Source organism: Kitasatospora sp. NPDC024654, assembly GCF_055559155.1.
In genome coordinates, this window is the sequence record NZ_JBVHLF010000014.1 from 59,992 (window position 1) to 82,883 (window position 22,892).

Here is a 22,892-nt window from a genome sequence, read left to right on the forward strand (position 1 = left end):
CAGGTGGGTGGGAACCATCCGGTGTGGCGGCGGCTGCGAGCCGACCGGGCGGCCATGACGGCGCTGGGCGTGGTCGCCCTGCTGGTCCTGACGGCGGCCGCCGCGCCACTGATCACCGGGCTGGAGGGGCAGAACCCGACGGCCTTCCACAACGACCTGATCGACTCGGCGACCGGCGGGGTGCCGATCGGCCCGTTCGGCGGGGTCAGCGCCCGGCACTGGCTCGGCGTCGAGCCGGGCACCGGCCGCGACGTGCTGGCCCGGCTGCTCTACGGCGCGCAGATCTCGCTCTCCGTCGCGGTCGGCGCGACCGCGGTGCAGGTGCTGCTCGGGGTGGCCTGCGGACTCGCCGCGGGCCTCGGCAACCGGCTGGCCGACACCCTGCTCAGCCGGACCATGGACCTGGTGATCGCCTTCCCCGGCCTGGTCTTCGCGATCTCGCTGATGGCCGTGGTGCCCGGGTCGTTTCCCCGGCCGGTGCTGCTGATGCTGGTCCTCGGCGTGCTCGGCTGGGGCGGCACCGCACGGCTGGTGCGCGGCCAGGTGCTCACCCTGCGCGGGCTCGACCACGTCGCCGCGGCCCGGCTCAGCGGCGCCCGGGCCTGGCGCACCGCGCGCCGGGAGATCCTGCCCGCGCTGGCCGCGCCGGTGATCACCTACGCCGCGGTGCTGCTGCCCGGCAACGTCACGGCGGAGGCCGGGCTCTCCTTCCTCGGGGTCGGGGTGCGGCCACCGACCCCCTCCTGGGGGCAGATGCTCTCCAGCGCCACCACCTGGTACCTGGCCGACCCGACCTACGTGCTGCTGCCCTCCGTGCTGCTCTTCAGTACCGTGCTGGCCTTCACCCTGCTCGGCGAGGGCCTTCGCACCGCCTTCGACCCGCGCGCCAAGTCCCGGCTGCGCCGGGCGCGTTCACGGGAGCGGGTGGCGGTGTGATCCGCTTCGTGGTGCGTCGAGCGGTCAGCACGCTGGTCGTCATGCTGGTCCTCTCCGCGGTGGTCTACCTGGTCTTCTTCGCGGCCCCGCACGATCCCGCGCTGCTGGTCTGCGGCAAGGGCTGCGACGGCGCCCGGCTGGCCGTGGTCCGCCACCAGCTCGGCACCGACCGGCCGCTCTGGCAGCAGTACACCACCTTCCTGCACGGCCTGCTGGCCGGCCGCGACTTCGACGCGGGCACCGGCATCACCCACTGCGCGGCGCCCTGCTTCGGCTGGTCCTTCCAGACCGACCAGCCGGTGCTCGGCATGATCACCCAGCGGCTGCCGCTGGACGCCTCGTTGGCGATCGGCGGCGCGGTGATCTGGCTGCTGCTGGGCCTGGGCACCGGGGTGCTGTCGGCGCTGCGCCGCGGCGCCTTCGTCGAGCGGGCGCTCACCGGGCTCACCCTGGCCGGGATGTCGATGCCGGTCTTCCTGGTCGGACTGCTGCTGATGATGCTCTGCTGCGCCTACCTGCGGTGGCTGCCGTTCCCCAGCTACGTGCCACTCACCCAGGACCCGGTGGCCTGGGCCGGCAACCTGGTGCTGCCCTGGCTCTCGCTGGCGCTGGTCTCGGCGGCGAGCTACGCCCGGATGACCCGCAGCTCGCTGCTGGAGACGCTGGCCGAGGACCACATTCGCACCGGGCGCGCCTACGGGCTGACCGAACGCCGGATCGTGGTCCGGCACGCGCTGCGCGCGGCCTTCACGCCGGTGCTCACGATGCTCGCGATGGACCTCGGCGGGTTGCTCGGCGGGGCCCAACTCACCGAGGCCGTCTTCGGGTTCGACGGGATCGGCCGGCTGCTGGTGGACTCGGTGGACAAGGTCGACCTGCCGGTGGCGGTCGGGATCACGCTGATCGCCGGCTTCTTCATCGTGATCGCCAACGCCTGCGCGGACGTGCTCTACGCGGTGGCCGACCCCCGGGTGGTGCTGCGGTGACGGAACTGCTGGTGGTGGACGGGCTGACGGTCCGGTTCGGCGGGCCGACGCCGGTGACCGCGGTGGACGACCTCTCCTTCCGGCTGGCCGAGGGCGAGGCGCTCGGGCTGGTCGGCGAGTCCGGGTCGGGCAAGTCGACGGTGGCCTCCGCGCTGCTCGGCCTGCACCGGGCGACCGGGGCCGAGGTGCGCGGCTCGATCCGGCTGGACGGCACCGACGTGCTGACCGCCGACGAGGCCGAGCTGCGGGCGCTGCGGGGGGCCCGGGCCGCGATGGTCTTCCAGGATCCGCTCTCCGCGCTCGACCCGTACTGGTCGATCGGCGACCAGATCGCCGAGGTGTACCGGGTGCACACCGGCGCCGGTCGGCGGGTGGCCCGGGAACGGGCGGTGCGGGTGCTGGACCGGGTCGGGATCCCGGACCCGGCCCGGCGGGCCCGGGCGCACCCGCACGAGTTCTCCGGCGGGATGCGCCAGCGGGCGCTGATCGCCATGGCGCTGGCCTGCGAGCCCAAGCTGCTGATCGCGGACGAGCCGACCACCGCGCTGGACGTCACCGTCCAGGCGCAGATCCTGGACCTGCTGCACGAGCTGCGCACCGAGCGGGGGATGGCGCTGCTGCTGGTCACCCACGACCTGGGGGTGGTGGCGGGCAGCACCGACCGGGTGCTGGTGCTGCGGGACGGGCGGGCGGTGGAGGAGGGGGCGGTGGCCGGGCTGCTGGGCGCGCCGCGTGAGCCGTACACTCGCGAACTGGTCGCCGCCGTACCGAGGTTGGATGCGGTCCGGGAGCGAGTGGCGGTGCCCGAGGACCGGGAGGTGCTGCTCGGCGTCGAGGGGCTGCGCAAGGAGTACCCCGGGGCCGCCCGTGGCCCGCTCGGCCGGCGCGAACGGCTGGTCGCCCTGGACGGCATCGACCTCACGCTGCGCCGCGGCGAGGCGCTCGGCGTGGTGGGGGAGAGCGGCAGCGGCAAGACGACGCTCGGCCGGCTGCTGGTCCGGCTGCTGGAGCCCACCGCCGGCCGGATCACCTTCGCCGGCCGCGACCTGGCGCGCCGGAGTGAGCGGCAACTACGGCCGATCCGGCGGGAGTTGCAGATGGTCTTCCAGGACCCGCTCTCCTCGCTCAACCCCCGGCGGTCCATCGGTGACGCGGTGGCCGACCCGCTCCGGGTGCAGCGGCGGGTCGGCGAGCGGGAGGCCCGGCAGACCGTCGGCGAGCTGCTGGAGCGGGTCGGCCTGGACCCGGCCTGGTACGACCGCCATCCGCACGAGCTCTCCGGCGGCCAGCGCCAACGGGTCGGGATCGCCCGGGCGTTGGTGCTGCGGCCGCGAGTGCTGGTGTGCGACGAGCCGGTCTCCTCGCTGGACGTCTCCACCCAGGCCCAGGTGGTGCGGCTACTGGCCGAACTACAGGCCGAGTTCGGGCTGACCCTGGTCTTCATCGCGCACGACCTGGCGGTGGTCCGGCAGGTGAGCGACCGGATCGCGGTGCTGCACCGCGGCCGGCTGGTCGAGCTGGGGGACGCCGACACCCTCTACGCGTCCCCCCAGCACCCCTACACCCAGCGCCTGTTGGCCGCCGTTCCGGTGCCCGATCCGGCGGCCGAACGGCTGCGCCGCACCGCCCGGGCGGCGGCTCCGGTCTAGGGCCTGCCGAGTGCCGCGCGCAGCTGTTCCTCGGTCACCAGGCCGACGGCGTGGCCGTCGTGGAGCACCACGGCGGTCGCGTCCGGTGCCGATCGCAGCGTGGCCAGCGCCTGCTCGGCGCTCTCGCCGCCGCCGAACTGCGGCAGCGGCGCGCCGAGTTGCTCGTCGAGCGGCTGGTCCGGCCCGACCCGGCCCGCCGCCACGGCCTCGGCCAGCTCCACCAGCCGTACCGCGCCGACCAGTTCGGGCGCGGTCGGCCGGCGGCTCGGGCCGACCGGAGCCGGCCCGGCCGGCAGCACCGGCTCCGAGCCGGCCGCCTCCCGGGCCCGCAGCTCCGCCAGCGCCTCGCCGACCGTGCGGTGCCGGTGCAGGTACGGCAGTGGCCGGGCGCGTTCGCCGTCCGTCAGCGCGTCGACGACCCGGACGGTGGCCGGGTCGCCGTCCAGGAAGCCCAGCCGCAGCAGCCAGCCGTCGTCGAAGTACTTGCTGAGGTACTGCTTTCCGGAGTCCGGCAGCACCGCCACCACCAGGTCGTCCGGACCCAGCCGGGCCGCCACCCGGCGGGCCGCCGCCAGCGCCGTCCCGGCCGAACCGCCGACCAGCAGGCCGGACTCACGGGCGGTCCGACGGATCGTCATGATCGACTCGCGGTCGGTCACCGGCAGGATCTCGTCCACCACCTCCTGGTGGAACGAGGCCGGCCAGCAGTCCTCCGGGGTCTCCGGGTGACGCCACCGCCCGGCCGCCTCCACGAAGTACGGCCGGCCGTCCCCGCCGGAGTACACCGAGGAGTCCGGGTCCGCGCCGATCACCCGGACCCCGCCGCCGCTCACCTCCTTGAGGTAGCGCCCGGTGCCGCTGATCGTGCCGCCGGTGCCCACGCAGCAGACCAGGTGGGTGATCCGGCCCTCGGTCTGTCGCCAGATCTCCGGCCCGGTGGTGGCGTAGTGCGCCTCGGGGTTGGCCGGGTTGTCGTACTGCGCGGCCATCCAGCCGCCCGGGATCTCGGCGGCGAGCCGGGTGGCGGTGTTGACCACCTGGTCGGGGTGGTCGATCGGCAGCATCCCCGGTCGCACCACCACCTCGGCGCCCAGCGCCCGCAGGGTGGCCGCCTTCTCGGCGCTGGTCTTGTCCGGGATCACCATCACCGCCCGGTAGCCCTTGGCGGCGGCGACCAGCGCGAGCCCGACCCCGGTGTTGCCGGAGCTGGCCTCGACCACCGTGCCGCCGGGCTTCAGCAGCCCGCGCCGCTCGGCGTCCTCGATCATCCGCAGCGCGATCCGGTCCTTGACGCTGCCGCCGACGCTCAGATACTCCAACTTCGCGTAGAGCCGGGCCGAATGGTCGTCACCAGGGGTGCGCAGCCGGACCAGCGGGGTGTCACCGATCAGTTCGAGCAAAGACTCATGGACATCCACCGGCCCAGGTTAGCGGTGGTCGGCCCGGCGGATCGAGGGGCGCCGGTTGCCCGCTCCGCCGGGGCGGAGGATCGTGGAGGGTGATGTGCGGACCGGTCGCCCGCGCGGGACGGGCCGGTCCGGGGAGCGAGGTGTCCCGTGGCCGCAGAGCAGCGGACGGTGCCCCGCGGTGCGCCGCCGGACGCCGAGCCGGTGATCCGGACCGCCGGGCTCACCAAGGTCTACCCGAAGGCCGCCGTGCCCGCCGTGGACCGGCTCGACCTCGCGGTGCGCCAGGGCGAGCTGTTCGGCCTGCTCGGCCCCAACGGCGCGGGCAAGACCACCACGGTCGGCATGCTCACCACCCGGGTGATCCCGACCGCCGGTTCGGCCTGGATCGGCGGCGTCGACGTGGTGGCCCGGCCCACCCTGGTCAAGCAGGTCATCGCGGTGGTCTCGCAGCAGAACACCCTGGACCGCGCGCTGACCGTGCGGGAGAACCTCTACTTCCACGGCCTGCTCTTCGGCATGCCGGGCCGCCAGGCCCGGCGCACCGCCGACGAGCTGCTGGACCGCTTCCACCTGGCCAAGTGGGCCGACGCCTCGGTCTACGCGCTCTCCGGCGGGATGGCCCAGCGGCTGATGGTGGCGCGGGCGATCTTCCACCGGCCGGCCGTGCTCTTCCTGGACGAGCCGACCGCCGGCCTGGACCCGCAGAGCCGACTGGCACTCTGGGAGATCCTCGGCGTGCTGATCGCCGAGGGCCAGACCATCCTGCTCACCACCCACAACATGGAGGAGGCCGACCAGCTCTGCGACCGGGTCGCGATCATCGACCACGGGCGGGTGCTGGCGCTGGACACCCCGGCCGCGCTCAAGCAGGCGGTCGAGGCGGACACCGTGATCACCGTGCGGGCCAGCGGCGAGCCGGCCGCACTGGCCGAGCGGCTGGCCCGCGAGGTGGCCGGGGTGCATCGGACCCGGCTGCTGGACGGCGGTGTGGAGCTCCAGGTCAAGAGCGGCGGACCGGACCGGTTGCTGCCGCGGGTGCTGCACACGGCCGAGTCCGGCGGCTTCGAGGTCGCCGACCTCTCACTGACCGAGGCGACCCTGGAGACCGTCTTCATCACCCTCACCGGGAAGGAGCTGCGGGACTGATGTCCGCCACCTCCACCGCCGCCGCCTCCGCCGTGATCACCGCGCGGCCGACCCGGTCGGCCCTCGCGGCGAGCCGGGCCGCGCTCGGCGCGCTGATCAGACGCGACCTGCTGGTGCTGCGCAAGAACTTCGGCGAGTTCGTCGGCCGGACCGTCATGCAGCCGCTGCTGCTGGTCTTCGTCTTCCTCTACGTCTTCCCGACCATCGGCCAGGGCATCGGCGGGGGCGGCGGCCGGGCCGGCGAGTCCGCCTTCGCGACCGTGCTGGTGCCCGGGGTGGTCGCGATCACCATCATGTTCCAGGGCATCCAGTCGGTGGCCATCCAGCTCTCCCAGGAGTTCGGCTACACCCGGGAGATCGAGGACCGGGTGCAGGCGCCCTGCCCGCTCTGGCTGGTCGCGGTGGCCCGGGTGCTGTCGGGCGCGACCCAGGGGCTCATCTCGGCGGTCATCGTCTTCCCGATCGCCGCAGTGGTGCACGCACCGGGGGTGGAGGCGCACCTGCGGGTGCACTGGTGGGTGGTGCTCACCCTGATCCCGCTGGCCTGCCTGGCGATGACCTCGCTCGGACTCGTGCTGGGCACCACCTTCCAGCCGCGCAACATCGGGCTGATGTTCGGCTTCGTGGTGCTGCCGCTGACCTTCCTGGGCGGCACGTACTACCAGTGGGTCAAGCTCGCCAGCGTGCAGGTCGACGGGTTCCCCTGGTTGCAGACCCTGGTGCTGGTCAACCCGCTGATCTACATCGCGGAGGGGATGCGGGCCGGGCTCACCGCGGCCTCGCACATGCACCTGTACGTCGTCTACCCGGTGCTCTTCGGCTTCTGCGTGCTCTTCCTGAGCCTGGGCCTGCGCAACTTCCGCCGCCGGGTGCTCTCCTGACGGCTACCGGAGGGACGCGGCCACCGTCTCACGCAGCGCGGCGTCCAGGTCGTCGGGGGCCAGCCCGAACGCACCGGTGTCCAGGTAGAGCTCGCCGGCGAGCAGCCCGGCCAGCCGGCCCGGGGCCAGGCCGGCCTCCAGCCCGCGCAGCCGGTGCAGGGCGCCGGTGGCGCGCAGGGCGCCGTGCAGCAGACCGGGTGGCAGCCGGTGCACCCGGACCGGCTCGCGGCGGCCGGCCGCCCGGGCGAACCGGGCGAGCAACTCGGCCCAGCGGAGGTTCTGGTCGGCCAGCGGGTGGTCCCCGCCGCTCGCCCGCTCCAGCGCCTCGGCGGTGGCCCGGGCGACCGTCCGTACGGTCACCGCGGCGGTGCCGCCGGGCGGCGCGAACAGCGGGCCGGGCGAGCGCAGCCAGGGCACCAGAGGCGCCCAGAGCGGCCGTCGGCCGGGGGTGGCGCCGAAGACGAACGGGATCTCCAGCACCGCCACCGGCAGCTCGGGACCGGCCGCCGCCCGGGCCACTCGGGCCTGCGCCAGCCGGCTGCGGACGTACGGGTGGTACCGGTCCAGCGCCTGCTCCGGGCGCTGCCGGGCGATCGCGGTGAAGTACGAGCCGTGCAGCACCGCCGTGCGGCAGCCGGCCCGCCGGGCGCCGGCCAGCAGCCGGCGCACCGGCACCACGTTGGCGGCGTCGAAGTAGGCCCCGGCGGGCGCCCTGGGGACCGTCCGGTCGTCCGCGCCGGCCGCGAAGACCACGCTGTCCCGGCCGTGCAACAGCGCGGCCCAGTCGTCCTCGGTGAGCCGCTGGGCGTCGCCGGTCAGGGCCTCGCCGGCCGGCGCGTCCGGGCGACGGGAGAGCACGGCGACCTGGTGGCCGCGCCCGGCCAGCTCGGCCACCACGTGCCGACCGAGGAAGCCGGTCCCGCCGACCACCAGTAACCGCATGCCAGCCCCCCGCTCGTGTCACTCGGCGCCGAAGCGCTCCCGCCAGGCCGCCAGGTCCTCGTCGGTGATCTTGGCGAAGAGCACCGGCGGGACGGTGAACCGCGTGCCGGCCGCGACGAAGTCCAGTGCGGTGGCCTGCTCCTCGCTCACCCAGGCGGGCTCGACGGAGTCCGCCGAGGCGAAGACCGCGCGCATGGTGGCGCTGGTGGCCGGAATGAACGGCGCCGAGACCACCCCGTACAGGTGGATCAGGTTCATCGCGGTGCGCAGGGTGAGCGCGGCGGCCGCCTCGTCGGTCTTGATCTCCAGCCAGGGGGCCTTGGTCTCCAGGTAGGAGTTGCCGGCGCTCCACAGCGCGCGCAGCGCCTGCGCGGCCTTGCGGAACTGCAGCGCGTCCAGGTGGCGCTGGTACTCGGCCAGCAGGCCGGCGACCTCCTCGCCCAGCCGCTGCTCGGCCTCGCCGGCCGCGGCGCCGGCCGGGACGGTGTCGCCGAACCGCTTGAGGCTGAACGAGAGCACCCGGTTGACGAAGTTGCCGAGGGTGTCGGCCAGGTCCTTGTTGACCGTGGAGGCGAAGATCTCCCAGCTGAAGCTGGTGTCGTCGGACTCCGGCGCGCTGGCCATCAGGAAGTAGCGCCAGTAGTCGGCGGGCAGCAGCTCCAGCGCGGCGTTGGTGAAGATGCCGTGCTGCTGGCTGGTGGAGAACTTGCCGCCGTAGTAGTTCAGCCAGTTGAAGGCCTTGACGTAGTCGACCTTCTTCCACGGCGCCCTGGTCCCGATGATGGTGGCCGGGAACATCACGGTGTGGAACGGGACGTTGTCCTTGGCCATGAACTCGGTGTAGCGGACGTCGTCGGCCTGGTACCACCAGGACTTCCAGTCCCGCTCGGCCGGGGCCTGGTCGGCCCACTCCCGGGTGGCGCCGATGTACTCGATCGGGGCGTCGAACCAGACGTAGAAGACCTTGCCCTCGGCGGCCAGCTCGGGCCAGACGTCGGCCGGGACCGGCACCCCCCAGTCCAGGTCACGGGTGATGGCGCGGTCGTTGAGGCCCTCGGTCAGCCACTTGCGGGCGATCGAGGAGGCCAGCGTGGGCCAGTCCTTGCCGTGCTCGTCGATCCAGGCCTCGACCTCGCCGGCCAGCTTGGACTGCAGCAGGAAGAGGTGGGTGGTCTCGCGGACCTCCAGCGCGGTGCTGCCGCTGACCGCCGAGCGCGGGTTGATCAGGTCGGTCGGGTCCAGCAGCCGGGTGCAGTTCTCGCACTGGTCGCCACGGGCCTTGTCGTAGCCGCAGTGCGGGCAGGTGCCCTCGATGTAGCGGTCGGGCAGGAAGCGGCCGTCGTCCAGCGAGTAGACCTGGCGGATCGAGCGCTCCTCGATGAAGCCGTTGGCCTTCAGCTCGCGGGCGAACTCCTGGGTGATCTCGCGGTTCTGCGGCGAGGAGCTGCGGCCGAAGTAGTCGAAGGAGAGCTGGAAGCCGTCGTAGATGGCCTTCTGCGCGTCGTGCTGCTGGGCGCAGAACTCGCTCACCGGCAGGCCGGCGGCCTTGGCGGCCAGCTCGGCGGGGGTGCCGTGCTCGTCGGTGGCGCAGATGTAGAGCACCTCGTGGCCGCGCTGGCGCAGGTAGCGGGAGTAGACGTCCGCCGGGAGCATGGACCCGACCATGTTCCCCAGGTGCTTGATCCCGTTGATGTAGGGAAGCGCGCTGGTGATCAGGTGTCGAGCCATCCTGGGATGCTCCCATTCATGTCGGTGGCGCCGGTCCTCCGCGGAGCACCGGGCGCTGGTCTGCGGCCGTCGCCGTGGATGCGGCGGACCCGGGCGCCACCGCACCTGACGGTGGGGCGGCCTGCGGGCTGACCTCATTCTATCGGCCGGGCCGGGGCGGCCCGTACCGGATTGTTCGCCGGCACGGACCGCCCCGGCCCGCCGCTCACCGCGTGGCGAGCCAGCGGTCCTCCGCCTCGTAGTCGAAGGCGTACGGGCCGAGCGCCCGGGTGAGGATCGGGAACAGCTCCTGCCACGGCCGCTCCGCGGTGACCCGGACCAGCCACTCGACGGTCTCCGGCAGCGACTCCGGGTAGCCGGTCACCGCCCGGTAGCCCAGTTCCCGCTCGGCCCGGCCCATGTCCAGCACCACCGGCCTCGGCGTGGACCACGGGGTCTCCCCGATCCCGTCCGCCGGCAGGCCGTCCACCAGCACCTCCTCGGCCTCGAAGCCGAGCACGGCGTCCAGCGCGGCGGCGATCTCCCGGACCGTCGGCACCTCCGGGTCACCGGCGTTCAGCGCCCTACTGCCGGGCCGCGCCGCCGCCAGCCGGATCAGCTCGGCGAGGTTGGCGCTGGCCACCGGGTGGAAGCGGCTCTCGCCGCGGTACGGCAGCAGCCGCACCCGGCGGCCGTCCAGCGCCCGCTTGACGAAGAACCACTCGCGCGGCAACGGCGAGCCCGGCCCGTGGATCGCGCCGGCCCGCAGCAGGGTGACCGGCAGCGCGCCGTCGGCCAGCAGGGCACGCTCCAGCGCGGCCTTGCGGGTGGGGTTGGAGTCGTCGCCGGGCGCGACGGTCGGCTGGTCCTCGCCGATCGGCACCGGGTAGGCGGGGAAGCCGGGCCCCGCGTTCTGGAAGCCCAGCCCGGCCCCGTCCACGTAGACGTTGGCGGAGGACACCACCACGGCCGAGCCGATCCGGTCGCGCAGCCCGAGCAGCTGCTCGGCATGGGCCGCGCCCTGGGCGACGACGTCCACCAGCACGTCGCAGCCCCCGCCCAGGGCGCCCGCCAGCGCGCCCGGCCGGTCCCGGTCCAGGTGCACCGAACGCACGCCCAGCTCGTCCGGCCAGCCGGGCCCCGACCCGGCGGTGCGACTGATCGCGGTCACCCGCCAGCCGTCCTCCGCCAGCCGCCGCACCGCGACCCGTCCGATCTGCCCGGTCGCCCCGACCACCACCGCGGTCCCAGCCATCCCCGTCCCCTCCCGTTCGTCGGTCACAGCATGGCGGAACGCCCGGCCCGGGCCAACGCCCGCGCAGTTCGCCCAGAGCGAGCGGGAGTTCGGCCGGGCTACGGCGGCGCCGCGCCGTACCGCGATCGCCCGGTTACGGTGGAAGCGGGGAACGGAAGGCAGGGGGCGGAAACGGCGAGGCGGAGGGCCTGGACGACGGCTGGCGGTGGGTTTGGTGATCCGCGGGATCCACCTGGAGTCGCAGTGGCGCAGGGAGGCACTGCGGACCAACCTGTGGGTGGTGCCCACCGGGGAGGTGGTCCTCGCGCTGGCGCTGTTCTACGGCACCTGGGCGCTGGACCGGGCCGCGTACCGGGGCGCGCTGCTGCTGCCCACCTGGGTGATCAGCGGGACGGCCGACGCCGCCCGGCAGATCCTCGCGGCGATCGCGGCGGCGCTGATCACCGTCATCGGCGTGGTGTTCTCGATCATGATCGTGACCCTGACGCTGGCCTCCACCCAGTTCGGACCCCGGATGCTGCGCACCTTCATCCGCGACCGCACCACCCAGCTGACCCTGGGCACCTTCGTCGCCACCTTCGTGTACGCGATCCTCGCCCTGATCTCGATCGGTCCGGGCCCGCGCGGCGACTTCGTGCCGCACCTGTCGATCACCGTGTGCATGGTGCTGGTGCTGGCCGACCTGGCGGTGCTGATCTACTTCATCCACCACATCGCCACCTCGATCCAGCTGCCGCACGTGATCGCGAGCATCGCCGCCGAGCTCTCCGAGGCGATCGAGGCCGGCGCGGGCGAGCCGGAGTGGGCGGGCGGCACCGAACGCGGGCCGTCGGCGGTCGAGCTGCACGGCCGGCTGGACGCCGCGGGCGGCACGGTTCCCGCGCCGGCCAGCGGATATCTGCAGTTCGTCCGGCACCGGACGCTGGTGCGGATCGCCCGGGACCTCGACGCGGTGATCCGGTTGGACCACCGTCCCGGGCACTTCCTGGTGCGGGGCCACCAGCTGGCCACGGTGTGGCCCGCGGAGGCGGCGCCCGAGGTGGCCCGCAGCTTCGCCCGGGCGCACGTCACCGGCCCGTCCCGGACGCTGGCCCAGGACATCGCCTTCGCGGTCGACCAACTGGTCGAGATCGCCATCCGCGCCCTGTCCACCGCCGTGAACGACACCTTCACCGCGCTGACCTGCATCGACTGGCTGGGCGAGGGGCTGTGTCGGATCGCGACCAGCTGGCAGCCCAACCCGGTCCACCGCGACGAGGAGGGCTACATCCGGGTGCTGGCGGTGCCGGTGCGCTACGAGCGGCTGGTCCAGCGCTCGTTCGAGAAGATCCGGCAGGCCGGGCACGGCATGCCCGCGGTCCTGATCCGGCAGCTGGACGCGCTCGCCGAGATCATGACGGAGACCCGCACGGCGGAGCAGCGGCAGGTGCTGCTCGCCCAGGCGGAGATGATCGAGCGGGCCGGTGCCGAGTCGGTGATCGAACCGGCGGACCAGGACGACGTGCACCGCCGCTACCTGGCCGTGCTGGCGGCCCACGCGAGGCTCGCCGGCGGGGCGGCCTGACGCACGTGGTTCGGCGGACCGTCCGGGGACGGCCCGCCGAACCACGCGGGAGCGGCGCGGGTCAGTCCCGGCCGTGCTCCGGATCGGCGATCAGCATCCGACGGACCTGGTCGAGCGGCGCGCCCGGGTCCGGCGCGCCGCCGCTCCCGTCGAGCTCGCCGCTGCCGCGCAGCGCGTCGGCGATCTCCTTGAACCGTTCGTGCCAGTCGTTCTGGTGGACCTGCTCGCGCTCCTGGTGGCCGCCGCTCGGCTGGCGCAGGCCGACCGTGCGGTCGACCACCCTGCCGATCAGCGCGGTCGTCCCGAACGAGAAGAGCCCGAGCACCAGCACCGCGACCAGCTGCTTGCCCAGCAGGTCCCAACCGCCGCCGTAGAACAGGCCCTTCCTGCCGCTCATCACCCCGGTCGCGGCGAGCCCGGCCATCACCATGCCGAACAGGCCGCCCCAGCCGTGGATGCCGACCACGTCGAGGGTGTCGTCCACCCCGAGCGGTACTTCCAGCTGATCGCGAACGCGCAGGTCAGGCCAGCCAGAAAGCCGATCACGGTGGCCCAGAGCGGGGTGATGTCACCGGCCGCCGGGGTCATCGCGACCATGCCGGTGACCGCGCCCATGCTGATGTCGAGCAGCCCGACCTGCCGGGTGCGCCAGCAACTGGTCGCCGCCCAGCCCGCCAGGGCCGCGCCGGCCGCCACCTGGGTGTTGACGAAACCCATCGCCGCCGCGCCCGGCACGCCGAGCGAGGAGCCGGTGTTGAAGCCGAACCAGCCGAACCAGCCGAACCAGAGCGGCGAGAGGCCGATCACCACCAGCGGCAGGTTGTGCGGACGGATCGGCTGCCGGTCGAAGTCCGTGCGCCTGCCGGCGACCAGGGCGAGCGCCAACCCGGCCGCGCCGGAGCCGAGTTCGACCACCGTGCCGCCGGAGAAGTCGACCGCGCCGACCTGCTCGGCGACCCAGCCGTCCGGTGAGAACACCCAGTGCGCCATCGGCGCGTACACCAGCAGGGTCCACGCGCAGACGAAGACCGGCCAGCCGTTCATCCGGGCCCGGCCCGCCACCGAGCCGCTGATAGCGCGACCGTCACGATGGCGAGGGACATGTGGAAGACCGAGAAGATCGCGGTCGGGGTGTCGCCGGTGCGGCTGTCGAGCCCGACCCCGGACATGAAGGCGTGGTTCAGCCCGCCGATCAGGCCGTGGCCGCCGATGTCCGGGTCGAAGGCCAGGGTGTAGCCGAGGGTGAACCAGATGACGCCGACCAGCACCACGCAGCCGAAGCCCATCTTGAGCATGACGAGGACGTGTTTGGTCTTCACCATGCCGCCGTAGGAGAAGGCGAGGCCTGGCGGCATCAGCAGCACCATCGCGGTGCTCGCCATGAGCCACGCGGTGTTGCCGGTGTCGAGCGTGGTGGGCATCCGAGGAGTCTCCGGATCGGGAGGGGTGGGGGGTGGTGGCGGTCAGGACTTGTGGGACGGTGGCGCCGGCGTGCCGATCAGCAGCCGGCGGGCGGCGTCCCAGGTCCGGCGGACGGCCGCGGCGACGGCGGGGGAGTGGTCGCCGAGCACCCGCAGCCAGACCCCGGCGTCCTCGGGCAGCACGCTCACGCCGTGGAGCAGGCCGCAGCCGTCCAGCGCCCCGTGCGGTGCGTCGGCGAGTTCGGCGGCGGGCGCCAGCGGGCGGACCGCGTAGAACGTGGCGACCAGATCGTGCCCGGCCAGCACGGCCGGACCGGTGACGCCGGAGCCGGCCGGCTCCAGCCTGACCGTGTCGAGGGCGAACAGCCGCCCGTCGTCCGGCGGTTGTGCCGACCCCGTGCTCGGGCGAGCGGGCCGGCCGCTCATGACGGATCTCCGTGAGCGGCCAGCCGGTACCGGTCAGTCCGTGCCGGTGGGGTTGAGGATGGTGAACCGCCAGGTGCCGTCGGGGTCACGGCGCGCGACGTTGGCGGTGGTGCCGGTCGCGGTGATCCGGCTGCCGTCGGGGGCCGTCAGCCGCAGCTCCCAGTCGACGACGACCAGGGCGGTCCCGTCGCCGACGAGGACGTGGCGGATGGTGTTGGCGATGCGGGGTTCGGCGGCGAGGGTCTGCTCGACCTCGTGCCGCAGCGCGGCGGTGCCGGTGATCACCTCGCCGGTGACCGTGCGCATGGTGGCGTCCGCGGTGTACAGCGCCAGGACGCGGTCGGCATCGTGGGAGTTCATCGCCTCCTGGAAGGCGACGGGCAGGAGGGCGGGGTCGGTGAGCCGTGCGGGCATGGGTGCTCCGAGGAGGGACGGAAGCGGGATCAGGGTGAGTGGGGCGGTGGTGGATTCCGGCCCGGGTCCCGACGCCGCCGAGGGGGACCGGAACGGGTCCTCCGCGCCCGGGTCAGGCACGGTGTCGCAGGAAGGCGGTCAACGGACCGTTGACCTGCTCGGGGTGGGTGAGGTTCGGAGTGTGTCCCGCGTCCGGCACCACGACCAGCTCCACGGCTCCCGGCAGGCGGTCGCGCAGCATCTGGCCCAGCGGGAGCGGGACGGGCAGATCGGCTTCGCCGTGCACGATCAGAGCCGGCTGGGTGATCTCGCCGAGACGGGTGGAGACGTCGTCGACGCCCATCAGTACGGCGACCGCGTCCGCCAGCCGCTGCCGGGGCTGCTCCTGCCAGCTGCCCAGCCAGTCCGGGTGGATCTCCGGCTTCCCCAGCAGCATGTCGAGCAGGACCGGAGCCACCGCGGCCGGACCCCCGGCCCGGAAGCCGTCGCTGATGCCGCCCATCTGGGCCAGGGCCTCCTGCGGCCAGGCCACCGCCGCGGTGTCGATCAGGACCAGGGCCTTGACCCGGTCGGGAGCGCGCAGTGCCGCGCGAAGCGACAGGAACCCACCCTGTGAGTGCCCGACCAGGGTGGCGCGCTCGACGCCGAGGTGGTCGAGCAGGCCCAGCAGGTCGGCGGCGGAATCCCAGTAGGTGTGGAGCGCGCCGTCGTCCTTGGTACGGCCGTGCAGGCGCTCGTCCCACACCACACAACGGAACCCACCGCGCAGCGCGTCGACCTGCGGCGCCCACATCTGACGGTTCATCAGGTTGCCGTGACTGAACACGACCACGGGCCCGTCGCCCCCGCTGTCCTCGAAGTACAGGTGCTGACCGTTGACTGGTGCGAAAGGCATCGGGTGTCTCCTCACGAGGTGGTTGGTGGGCTCGGCGTCCCACCCCGACGGGCCGGCCCGTCGAACGCGTCCACGATGCCCGGCGCGACCGGGACCGGCTTGGCGCGGCGCGCACGCGCCCTTGTCGGGACGCGCACGGGAATCCGCCGGCGGCCGGCGGCGTTGCGGCTGCACGCGGCGTCCGGAAGCAACGTCCGGAAGCAGCACCGGAACAGCCCCGCGTGGCGGGCACGGGAGAGAGGGCGAGTCGTGACCGTTCTGCTGCGGACGCAGGACCACGCCGAGGCGGAGCGGCGCGCGTTCTGGCAGGACGTCGTCTGCGACAGCTTCGTGCCTGTTCACGTCGAGCCGCTCCAGGACGAGCCGTTCCGGGGGCTGCTCAAGGCCGATCGCCTCGGAGCCGTCCTGGTGTCCGAGGTGTCGGCCGACGCGAACCGGGTCGACCGCACGGCGCGGCTGATCGCCCGCTCGGAGGGCGAGTACCTCCTCGTGGGCGTGCTCGAACGCGGCAGCGTGGTCGTCAGGCAGGACGGTCGCGAGACGGTGCTGTCCCCCGGGGACATCGCCTGTTACGACACCACCCGTCCCTACACACTCGTGTGCCGCGGGGGCTTCGCGATGCTCGAGTTCATGCTGCCGCACCGACTGGCCCACCTGGACAGCGGCGAGACCGGCGAGTTGACCGCGACGAGGTTCTCCGCCGCCGAAGGGCTGGGGGCGCTGGTCTCGCCGTTCCTCAGCCGACTGGCCAGGCACGCGGCCGACTACACCGACAGCGCCGAAAGCCTCTCCCGGACCACCGGGGACCTGCTCGCCACCATGCTGGCCGAACGGCGGACCCGCCCGAACGAGGCCCCGCGGGCGGCTCGTCGCACCATGCTCCTGCGCGTGCGCGCCTACATCGACCAGAACCTGGCCGACCCCGGGCTCTCCCCGGAGCGGATCGCCGTCGCACACCACGTTTCACTGCGCTACCTGCAAAAGCTCTTCTCCGAGGAGGAGACGACGATCACGGCCTGGATCAGGCAGCGCCGACTGGACGGCTGCCGACGCGATCTGGCCGGTCCGTACGCCGGCAACCGCACCGTCGCCTCGATCGGCGCTCGCTGGGGCTTCCTGGACCCCGCCCACTTCAGCCGTGTCTTCAAGGCGGCCCACGGCCTGAGCCCCAGCGACTACCGAGCCGCCCACCGCCGACGGTGAGGGGCAGGCCGGTGCGGCGTGGACGAGGCGGCGCGACGGTGGATCGGGGGTTGCCGTCCCGTCGCCCGGACGGCAAGCTGATCGCCGTGACCGCGACCGACGTCGAGCTGCGAGTGCTCGCCCCCGACGACTGGCCCGACTGGCGCGAGCTTCGCCTCGCCGCGCTCGCCGAGGCGCCCTACGCCTTCGGGAGCACCCTGGCGCAGTGGCAGGGCGAGGGCGACCAGGCCGGGCAGTGGCGGGCGCGGTTGGAGATCCCCGGCTCGCACAACCTGATCGCCCTGCTGGACGGCCGTCCGGTCGGCATGGCCAGCGGCGTCCCGGGCGAGCAGCCGGGCGCGGTCGAGCTGATCTCGTTCTGGGTCAGCCCGTCGGGCCGTGGCCGCGCGGTCGGCGACCGCCTGATCGGCGCGGTCGAGCGCTGGGCCGTCGAGCGGGGGGCCGAGGTCCTGGTGCTCGCCGTCAAGGCGGACAACGCCCACGCCGTCGCCCTCTACGAGCGCAACGGTTTCGTCGACGTCGGCCCGAGCGAGGACGCCGTCGCGGAGGGCGAGCCGCCCGAGCGCCTGATGTCGAAGCGATTGCTTCAGCGATACTGAAGGCGATTGCTTCAGCGATACTGAAGCGTTCCCTGAAGAGATCCGCACTGGTGCTGAACACTCGTCACCGCTGATCCTTGTCACATGAGCTACCTGATCGGAACGAACGCGCTCCTCGGCGTCTCAGCGGTGTCGCTCGGCATGGTGCTCACGCCCGGGCCCAACATGATGTACCTGGTCTCGCGGAGCATCACCCAGGGCCGGCGCGCCGGCGCGATCTCGTTGGCCGGCGTGGCCGTCGGCTTCCTGGTCTACCTCAGCGCCGCCAACCTCGGCCTGTCGCTGGTCTTCCTGGCCGTTCCCGCGCTCTACCTGACGGTGAAGCTCGCCGGCGCCGGTTACCTCGGCTGGCTCGCCTGGCGGGCTCTCAGGCCGGGCGGGGCGTCGGTCTTCGCGCCGGGTGAGCCGGCCCCCGACCCGCCCCGCCGACTGTTCGCCATGGGCCTGCTCACCAACCTGCTGAACCCCAAGATCGCTGTCATGTACCTCTCGCTCATCCCGCAGTTCATCGACGTGCGGGCCGGTCACGTCCTCCCGCAGGGTTTCGTCCTCGGCGGCATCCAGATCGCCGTCAGCCTGACCGTCAACCTCGCGGTCGTCCTGGCCGCCGGCACCATCGCCACCTTCCTCGCCCGCCGTCCCGGCTGGCTCCGCGCCCAGCGCTACCTGACGGGCACGGTCCTCGGCGTCCTGGCCGTCAAGCTGGCGACCGACAGGGCGTCAGCGGCAGTTGCCTGAACGTGCGGCCCGCCGGTCGCGGGGTCGGCGCCGCTGTCGGGTCGCCGCTGGTTCCACCTCTTCGGCTGATCCCCGGCCGCTTCGCTGGTCAGCGCCGTCGGCCCGGCTCCCCACGATGTCGTGCGTGACTACTGGGGGCCGGATCCGCGGCTCATCGACGGCCGCTTCGAACTGCTGCAACGCCTCGGCGGCGGGGGCATGGGCCTGGTCTGGCGGGCACGTGACCACGCGCCGCAGCGCGAGGTCGCGCTCAGGTGCGCCGGTGGCCCCGCCGGCCTCGCAGCCGTCGCCCACCGCCGTCGTCGCACCCGCACCCGCCGCGACCGCGCAGGTGCCCGCCGACGTGATCCCGCCCGGCAGGAGCCCGCGCGACCCGCGGTACCTGCGGCGCTGGCGGACCGGACTGACCGTCTTCTCCGTCACGGTGATCGCCCTGGTCGGCACCTACAGCTTCATGATGAGACCCGGCGGGTTCGACACCGCCGCGCCGCCCGACCCCACGGCGACGACGCCGGCTGCCACACCGACGACGCCGGCAGCCACGGCGCCCGGTGCGGCTGCCCCGCAGGACATGACCACCCCGGCCGGGGTACGCGCCACCATCGCGGCGATGCGCTCGACCATGGGCGGCACCCAGGTCTACGAGCTGGACATCCACCAGACCAGCGCGGACGCCCGGGTCCCCGTGGCCGGCAGCACGACGGAGTACGACGACGTCACGTGCGTCAACAGCCTGACGACCCGCCGGCCGGGCAGCGAGGTGACCGACCTCGACAAGCTGGTGGACCTGCGGGACTTCGACGGGGACGCCCTCCCGGCGCTGTGGCAGAAGGCCCAGGAGACCCTGAACGTGCCCAACCCGACGGACCGCTACCTGGTGATCGGCCCCGACCTGATGGACGGCGCACCGAGCATCCGCCTCCACCTCGACAACGCCTACGGTGGCGGGTACCTGGCGGCCGACGAGAAGGGCGATGTGACCAGGACCTATCCGCAGGGGTCCTGACGAGGACGCCGGTCCCGGAAGGGCCACCACCGGCGGGGGCGCCTCCAAGCCGGACACCTCCACCGACGCGCGGCCGCGGTCACCGAAGCGACGCTGTGGCCGGACGACGACGCGCCGACGGCGGGGCCGGCGCGCTCGCGGCCGGCCGGGGGGGAGTGGTGTCCGCCCGGCGTCCGCCGGATCGACGGACTCCGCAACCGGCCCGAACCGCCACCCCGTTGGCCGAATCCCGTCACAACTCGCACAGTGGTGGGCGGGGTTGCCGAGCGGTTCGCCCGTCCGGCGGTACCCGCGTATAACGGTCTGTCATCTTCCGTTCGTCGCAGGAGCTTGACGGGTAAGGATGGCGGTCCGGTGCGAGGAACAGGATGGTGCCCGAGTGTCCAGCGACAGCGGTCCAGGCCCGGCAGCGCTGCTCCGGCTGCGCGCGGTGAACAAGCACTTCGGGCAGCTGCACGTGCTGCGCGACATCGACCTGGACGTGCACGCGGGCGAGGTGGTCGTGCTGCTCGGCGCCTCCGGCTCCGGCAAGTCGACGCTCTGCCGCTGCGTCAACCGGCTGGAGACCATCGACTCGGGGGAGATCACCCTGGACGGTGTCCCGCTGCCCGCCGAGGGCCGCGAGCTGGCCCGGCTGCGCGCCCAGGTCGGCATGGTCTTCCAGTCCTTCAACCTGTTCGGTCACAAGACGGTGCTGGAGAACATCACCCTCGCGCCGACGAGGGTGCGCGGCGTCCCCAGGGCCGAGGCCGCCGACCGGGCGGTGGAGCTGCTGCGCCGGGTCGGGCTCGCCGACAAGGCCTCCGCCCACCCGGCCCAGCTCTCCGGCGGGCAGCAGCAACGGGTCGCCATCGCCCGGGCGTTGGCGATGGACCCACGGCTGCTGCTGTTCGACGAGCCGACCTCGGCGCTCGACCCGGAGATGATCACCGAGGTGCTGGAGGTGATGACCGAGCTCGCCGCCGAGGGGATGACCATGCTGGTGGTCACCCATGAGATGGGCTTCGCCCGGCGGGCCGCGGACCGGGTGGTCTTCATGGACCAGGGCGCGATCCTGGAGACCGCGCCGCCCGACGTCTTCTTCGACCGCCCGGGCACCGACCGGGCCCGCGACTTCCTCTCCCGGATCCTGCACCACTGAGGCCGTAGCCACCAGCCACCCCTCGCACCCGAAGGAGTCTTCAGCATGAGCTCGAACCCGACCGCCCGATCCCGCGCCCTCCCGGTCGCGCTGCTCACCGCGGTGCTGCTCACCGGCCTGGCCGCGTGCGGGAGTTCGGCCAAGCTGCCGGCCGCCGGCGGCGGCTCGGCCGGCCCGGGCGACGCCTTCCAACAGGTGGTGGACGCCGCCCCGGTGGCCCCCGCCTCGGCGATCCCGCCCGGCAGTTTGATGGCGAAGATCAGGGCCCGCGGCACGCTGAACGTCGGCTCCACCGACGCCGCCGCGCTCTTCTCGCTCAAGGACCCGGTCACCGGCAAGGTCACCGGCTTCGACGCCGGGCTGGCCGACATGCTGGCGACCTACATCATCGGCAAGCCCAGCGTGAACCGGGTCCAGGTCGACGTCACCACACGCGAAGTGCTGCTGCAGAACGGCACGGTGGACACCGTCATCGCCACTTACACCATCACCCCCGAGCGGGCCAAGAAGGTCGCCTTCGCCGGGCCCTACTACTCCTCGGGCGACGCCATCCTGGTCAAGGCGGACAACACCGGCATCACCAAGGCGGCCGACCTGAACGGCAAGAACGTCTGCACGGAGTCGAGCTCGACCGCCGCGAACGACATCAAGCAGTTCGCGCCGAGCGCCCGGATCATGCTCTTCCAGACCAACGCCGAGTGCCAGCAGGCCGTCGAGCAGGGCCGCGCCGACGCCTACGTGCTGGACCAGGCACTGTTGTTGGGTGACGCCGCGCAGGACAAGGACGTGAAGGTGGTCGGCCAGCCGTTCACCAACGAGCCCTACGGCATCGGGCTGCCGCTGGCCGACCCGCAGTTCAAGAGCTTCGTCAACGACTGGCTGAAGCTGATCGAGACCAACGGCGACTGGGCCAAGCTGTGGAAGGCGACCATCGGTACCGCGCTGTCCGGTGCGGCGCCCACGCCGCCCGCGATCGGCTCGGCCGCGGGGAGCTGACACCGGTGCCGACCGAAACCGGGCCGATGCTGGGCCAACTCGGCCACGGCCTGTTGCTCACCCTGGCGATGACCGGCCTCGCGTTCGCCGGCGCGGTGCTGCTCGGCCTGCTGCTGGCGATCTGCCGGATCAGCCCGGTGCCGCCGCTGCGGCTGGCCGGCACCGGGTACGTCACGGCGTTCCGCAACATCCCGCTGCTGGTCCTGCTGGTGCTGTTCGTCTTCGGCCTGCCCGAAGTCGGGCTGCTGTACTCGCTGTTCACCACCGTCACGCTGACCATGGCGCTGTACTGGGCGGCCTTCGTCTGCGAGGTGCTGCGGGCCGGCGTGCGGACCGTGCCACGCGGGCAGATCGAGGCGGCCCGCGCGCTCGGGCTGACCTTCGCCCAGTCGCTGCGGCATGTGATCATCCCGCAGGCACTGCGCTCGATGGTGCAGCCGCTCGGCAACATCTTCATCGGGCTGGCGCTCAGCACCTCGCTGGCCGCCGCCGTGGGGGTGCCCGAACTGACCGGCCAGTCCGAGCTGGTGACGTTGAAGTACGACAACCCGCTGACCAGTTTCGCGGTCACCACCGCGATCTACGTGCTGATCACCCTGTCCACCGGGCTGATCACCGGCCGGATCGAGCGAAGGGTGGCGATCCGACGGTGAACGAGGAGACCCACCTGCTGTTCGACGCGCCCGGCCCGCGGGGTCGCCGGCGGATCCGGATCGCCACGCTGCTGTCGCTGCTGCTCCTCGCCGGGCTACTCGCCCTGGCCGTGCGGCAGTTCGCCGTGCACGGGCAGCTCGCGGCCAGTGAGTGGCGGATGTTCACCCAGTGGCCGATCATCAACTTCCTGCTGGGCGGGATCGGACAGACCCTGGTGGTCACGGCGGTCGCCGCGGCGATCGCCTTCCCGGTCGGCGCGCTGGTCGCGTTGGCCCGGCTCAGCCGCAACCGGCCGCTGCGCGGGGTGGCCCGCGGGTACGTCGAGCTGTTCCGCGCCGTGCCGCTGCTGTTGTTGCTCTACGTCTTCCTGTTCGGGCTGCCCCGGGCCGGGCTGACCCTGCCGGTCTTCTGGCAGCTGGTGGTCCCGATCGTGCTGAGCAACGCCGCGGTGCTGGCGGAGCTGTTCCGGGCCGGCGTGCTGGCACTGGACCGCGGCCAGGCGGAGGCCGCGCACAGCCTGGGCATGACCTACTGGCAGGCGATGACCTGGGTGGTGATCCCGCAGGCGGTTCGGCGGCTGGTCCCGGTGCTGGTCAGCCAGCTGGTCCGGCTGCTCAAGGACTCCACCCTGGGCTATGTCGTGAGCTATCTCGAACTGCTCCACAAGGCCCAGGTGCTGGGTGAGTACTACCACAGCGTGCTGCCCACCTACCTGGTGGCGGCGGGCTGCTACGTGATGATCAACGTGTCGCTCTCCGCCTTCGCGGGGTGGCTGGAACGACGCCAGGGTCGCCGGGCGGCGCGGGGGGGGGGGGGGGGGGCCGGGGGGGCGGGGGGGGGGGGGGGGGGGGTCGGACCGCGGGGGTAGCGGGTTTCGGACCTACTTGTTTCCTCCCAGCTTGCTCTTTCCTAACCAGAAAACCA

Annotated in this window: 21 protein-coding genes and 1 pseudogene; 14 read left to right on the forward strand and 8 right to left on the reverse strand. The window is 73.1% G+C overall.

Features of this window, described 5'->3' with window-relative positions; translation table 11 throughout:
• Window positions 1-3: 3 nt before the first annotated feature.
• The 3 genes from ACZ38L_RS11560 to ACZ38L_RS11570 are packed head-to-tail and all read left to right on the forward strand — an operon-like array spanning window position 4 to window position 3,571.
• Window positions 4-936 carry an ABC transporter permease gene (locus tag ACZ38L_RS11560; RefSeq protein WP_465691642.1) on the forward strand — a complete coding sequence of 311 codons (933 nt, stop codon included), beginning with the start codon at window positions 4-6 and terminating at the stop codon, window positions 934-936.
• On the forward strand, window positions 933-1,922 hold the full coding sequence (locus ACZ38L_RS11565) for an ABC transporter permease (RefSeq protein ID WP_465691644.1): 990 nt from the start codon (window positions 933-935) through the stop codon (window positions 1,920-1,922). The genes ACZ38L_RS11560 and ACZ38L_RS11565 overlap by 4 nt, the downstream gene beginning before the upstream one ends.
• On the forward strand, window positions 1,919-3,571 hold the full coding sequence (locus ACZ38L_RS11570) for an ABC transporter ATP-binding protein (protein ID WP_465691646.1): 1,653 nt from the start codon (window positions 1,919-1,921) through the stop codon (window positions 3,569-3,571). The genes ACZ38L_RS11565 and ACZ38L_RS11570 overlap by 4 nt, the downstream gene beginning before the upstream one ends.
• On the opposite strand, the gene ACZ38L_RS11575 is transcribed toward ACZ38L_RS11570, so the two are convergent.
• Complete coding sequence (locus ACZ38L_RS11575; RefSeq protein ID WP_465691648.1) at window positions 3,568-4,989, reverse strand: pyridoxal-phosphate dependent enzyme; 1,422 nt, start codon at window positions 4,987-4,989, stop codon at window positions 3,568-3,570. The two genes, ACZ38L_RS11570 and ACZ38L_RS11575, sit on opposite strands and share 4 nt — an antisense overlap.
• A gap of 138 nt (window positions 4,990-5,127) precedes the next feature.
• Between ACZ38L_RS11575 and ACZ38L_RS11580 the strand changes: the two genes are divergently transcribed.
• Both ACZ38L_RS11580 and ACZ38L_RS11585 read left to right on the forward strand, forming a co-directional pair.
• Window positions 5,128-6,126, forward strand: a complete 999-nt coding sequence (locus ACZ38L_RS11580) for an ABC transporter ATP-binding protein (protein WP_465691650.1) — start codon at window positions 5,128-5,130, stop codon at window positions 6,124-6,126.
• The gene (locus tag ACZ38L_RS11585) at window positions 6,126-7,007 is read left to right on the forward strand and encodes an ABC transporter permease (RefSeq protein ID WP_465691652.1); all 882 of its coding nucleotides are present in this window, start codon (window positions 6,126-6,128) and stop codon (window positions 7,005-7,007) included. The genes ACZ38L_RS11580 and ACZ38L_RS11585 overlap by 1 nt, the downstream gene beginning before the upstream one ends.
• 3 nt (window positions 7,008-7,010) lie before the next feature.
• On the opposite strand, the gene ACZ38L_RS11590 is transcribed toward ACZ38L_RS11585, so the two are convergent.
• The 3 genes from ACZ38L_RS11590 to ACZ38L_RS11600 form a co-directional block, all read right to left on the reverse strand.
• Window positions 7,011-7,949 (reverse strand): NAD-dependent epimerase/dehydratase family protein, encoded by a 939-nt coding sequence (locus ACZ38L_RS11590; protein WP_465691654.1) that lies wholly within the window; start codon window positions 7,947-7,949, stop codon window positions 7,011-7,013.
• A gap of 18 nt (window positions 7,950-7,967) precedes the next feature.
• Complete coding sequence (gene metG / locus ACZ38L_RS11595; protein WP_465691656.1) at window positions 7,968-9,677, reverse strand: methionine--tRNA ligase; 1,710 nt, start codon at window positions 9,675-9,677, stop codon at window positions 7,968-7,970.
• Window positions 9,678-9,882: 205 nt separating this feature from the next.
• Entirely contained in the window at window positions 9,883-10,911 is a 1,029-nt protein-coding gene (locus ACZ38L_RS11600; RefSeq protein ID WP_465691658.1) for an NAD-dependent epimerase/dehydratase family protein, read from the reverse strand.
• Window positions 10,912-11,125: 214 nt separating this feature from the next.
• Here ACZ38L_RS11600 and ACZ38L_RS11605 point away from each other — a divergent pair, with 214 nt between their 5' ends.
• Entirely contained in the window at window positions 11,126-12,475 is a 1,350-nt protein-coding gene (locus ACZ38L_RS11605) for a DUF2254 domain-containing protein (protein WP_465691660.1), read from the forward strand.
• Window positions 12,476-12,536: 61 nt separating this feature from the next.
• Here the strand turns inward: ACZ38L_RS11605 and ACZ38L_RS11610 are convergent.
• From ACZ38L_RS11610 to ACZ38L_RS11625, 4 genes and pseudogenes are all read right to left on the reverse strand, one after another.
• Window positions 12,537-13,896: pseudogene (locus ACZ38L_RS11610) on the reverse strand (ammonium transporter).
• Window positions 13,897-13,938: 42 nt separating this feature from the next.
• On the reverse strand, window positions 13,939-14,322 hold the full coding sequence (locus ACZ38L_RS11615) for a hypothetical protein (protein ID WP_465691662.1): 384 nt from the start codon (window positions 14,320-14,322) through the stop codon (window positions 13,939-13,941).
• Between the two features lie 33 nt (window positions 14,323-14,355).
• The gene (locus ACZ38L_RS11620; protein WP_465691664.1) at window positions 14,356-14,736 is read right to left on the reverse strand and encodes a YybH family protein; all 381 of its coding nucleotides are present in this window, start codon (window positions 14,734-14,736) and stop codon (window positions 14,356-14,358) included.
• A 112-nt stretch (window positions 14,737-14,848) separates the two neighbouring features.
• Window positions 14,849-15,631, reverse strand: a complete 783-nt coding sequence (locus tag ACZ38L_RS11625; protein ID WP_465691666.1) for an alpha/beta fold hydrolase — start codon at window positions 15,629-15,631, stop codon at window positions 14,849-14,851.
• A 249-nt stretch (window positions 15,632-15,880) separates the two neighbouring features.
• Between ACZ38L_RS11625 and ACZ38L_RS11630 the strand changes: the two genes are divergently transcribed.
• The 8 genes from ACZ38L_RS11630 to ACZ38L_RS11665 all read left to right on the forward strand — a co-directional run bounded on the left by ACZ38L_RS11630 (window position 15,881) and on the right by ACZ38L_RS11665 (window position 22,836).
• Window positions 15,881-16,834, forward strand: a complete 954-nt coding sequence (locus tag ACZ38L_RS11630) for an AraC-like ligand-binding domain-containing protein (RefSeq protein ID WP_465691668.1) — start codon at window positions 15,881-15,883, stop codon at window positions 16,832-16,834.
• A 50-nt stretch (window positions 16,835-16,884) separates the two neighbouring features.
• Entirely contained in the window at window positions 16,885-17,433 is a 549-nt protein-coding gene (locus ACZ38L_RS11635; RefSeq protein WP_465691670.1) for a GNAT family N-acetyltransferase, read from the forward strand.
• Between the two features lie 84 nt (window positions 17,434-17,517).
• Entirely contained in the window at window positions 17,518-18,171 is a 654-nt protein-coding gene (locus ACZ38L_RS11640; protein WP_465691673.1) for a LysE family translocator, read from the forward strand.
• A gap of 262 nt (window positions 18,172-18,433) precedes the next feature.
• Window positions 18,434-19,177, forward strand: coding sequence for a hypothetical protein (locus ACZ38L_RS11645; protein WP_465691675.1), 744 nt, complete (start codon window positions 18,434-18,436; stop codon window positions 19,175-19,177).
• Between the two features lie 343 nt (window positions 19,178-19,520).
• Window positions 19,521-20,318, forward strand: coding sequence for an amino acid ABC transporter ATP-binding protein (locus tag ACZ38L_RS11650; protein ID WP_465691677.1), 798 nt, complete (start codon window positions 19,521-19,523; stop codon window positions 20,316-20,318).
• A gap of 45 nt (window positions 20,319-20,363) precedes the next feature.
• Window positions 20,364-21,314, forward strand: coding sequence for a glutamate ABC transporter substrate-binding protein (locus ACZ38L_RS11655; protein WP_465691679.1), 951 nt, complete (start codon window positions 20,364-20,366; stop codon window positions 21,312-21,314).
• Between the two features lie 5 nt (window positions 21,315-21,319).
• Complete coding sequence (locus tag ACZ38L_RS11660) at window positions 21,320-21,967, forward strand: amino acid ABC transporter permease (protein ID WP_465691681.1); 648 nt, start codon at window positions 21,320-21,322, stop codon at window positions 21,965-21,967.
• Complete coding sequence (locus ACZ38L_RS11665; RefSeq protein WP_465691683.1) at window positions 21,964-22,836, forward strand: amino acid ABC transporter permease; 873 nt, start codon at window positions 21,964-21,966, stop codon at window positions 22,834-22,836. Before ACZ38L_RS11660 ends, ACZ38L_RS11665 begins: the two co-directional genes overlap by 4 nt.
• The last annotated feature ends 56 nt before the right edge of the window (window positions 22,837-22,892 follow it).

Coding starts and splice junctions, on each gene's coding strand:
- ACZ38L_RS11590 (WP_465691654.1), bottom strand. CDS start 7,949: ATGCGGTTACTGGTGGTCGGCGGGACCGGCTTCCTCGGTCGGCACGTG.
- ACZ38L_RS11655 (WP_465691679.1), top strand. CDS start 20,364: ATGAGCTCGAACCCGACCGCCCGATCCCGCGCCCTCCCGGTCGCGCTG.
- ACZ38L_RS11625 (WP_465691666.1), bottom strand. CDS start 15,631: ATGCCTTTCGCACCAGTCAACGGTCAGCACCTGTACTTCGAGGACAGC.
- ACZ38L_RS11620 (WP_465691664.1), bottom strand. CDS start 14,736: ATGCCCGCACGGCTCACCGACCCCGCCCTCCTGCCCGTCGCCTTCCAG.
- ACZ38L_RS11585 (WP_465691652.1), top strand. CDS start 6,126: ATGTCCGCCACCTCCACCGCCGCCGCCTCCGCCGTGATCACCGCGCGG.
- ACZ38L_RS11600 (WP_465691658.1), bottom strand. CDS start 10,911: ATGGCTGGGACCGCGGTGGTGGTCGGGGCGACCGGGCAGATCGGACGG.
- ACZ38L_RS11650 (WP_465691677.1), top strand. CDS start 19,521: ATGGCGGTCCGGTGCGAGGAACAGGATGGTGCCCGAGTGTCCAGCGAC.
- metG (WP_465691656.1), bottom strand. CDS start 9,677: ATGGCTCGACACCTGATCACCAGCGCGCTTCCCTACATCAACGGGATC.
- ACZ38L_RS11640 (WP_465691673.1), top strand. CDS start 17,518: ATGAGCTACCTGATCGGAACGAACGCGCTCCTCGGCGTCTCAGCGGTG.
- ACZ38L_RS11615 (WP_465691662.1), bottom strand. CDS start 14,322: ATGAGCGGCCGGCCCGCTCGCCCGAGCACGGGGTCGGCACAACCGCCG.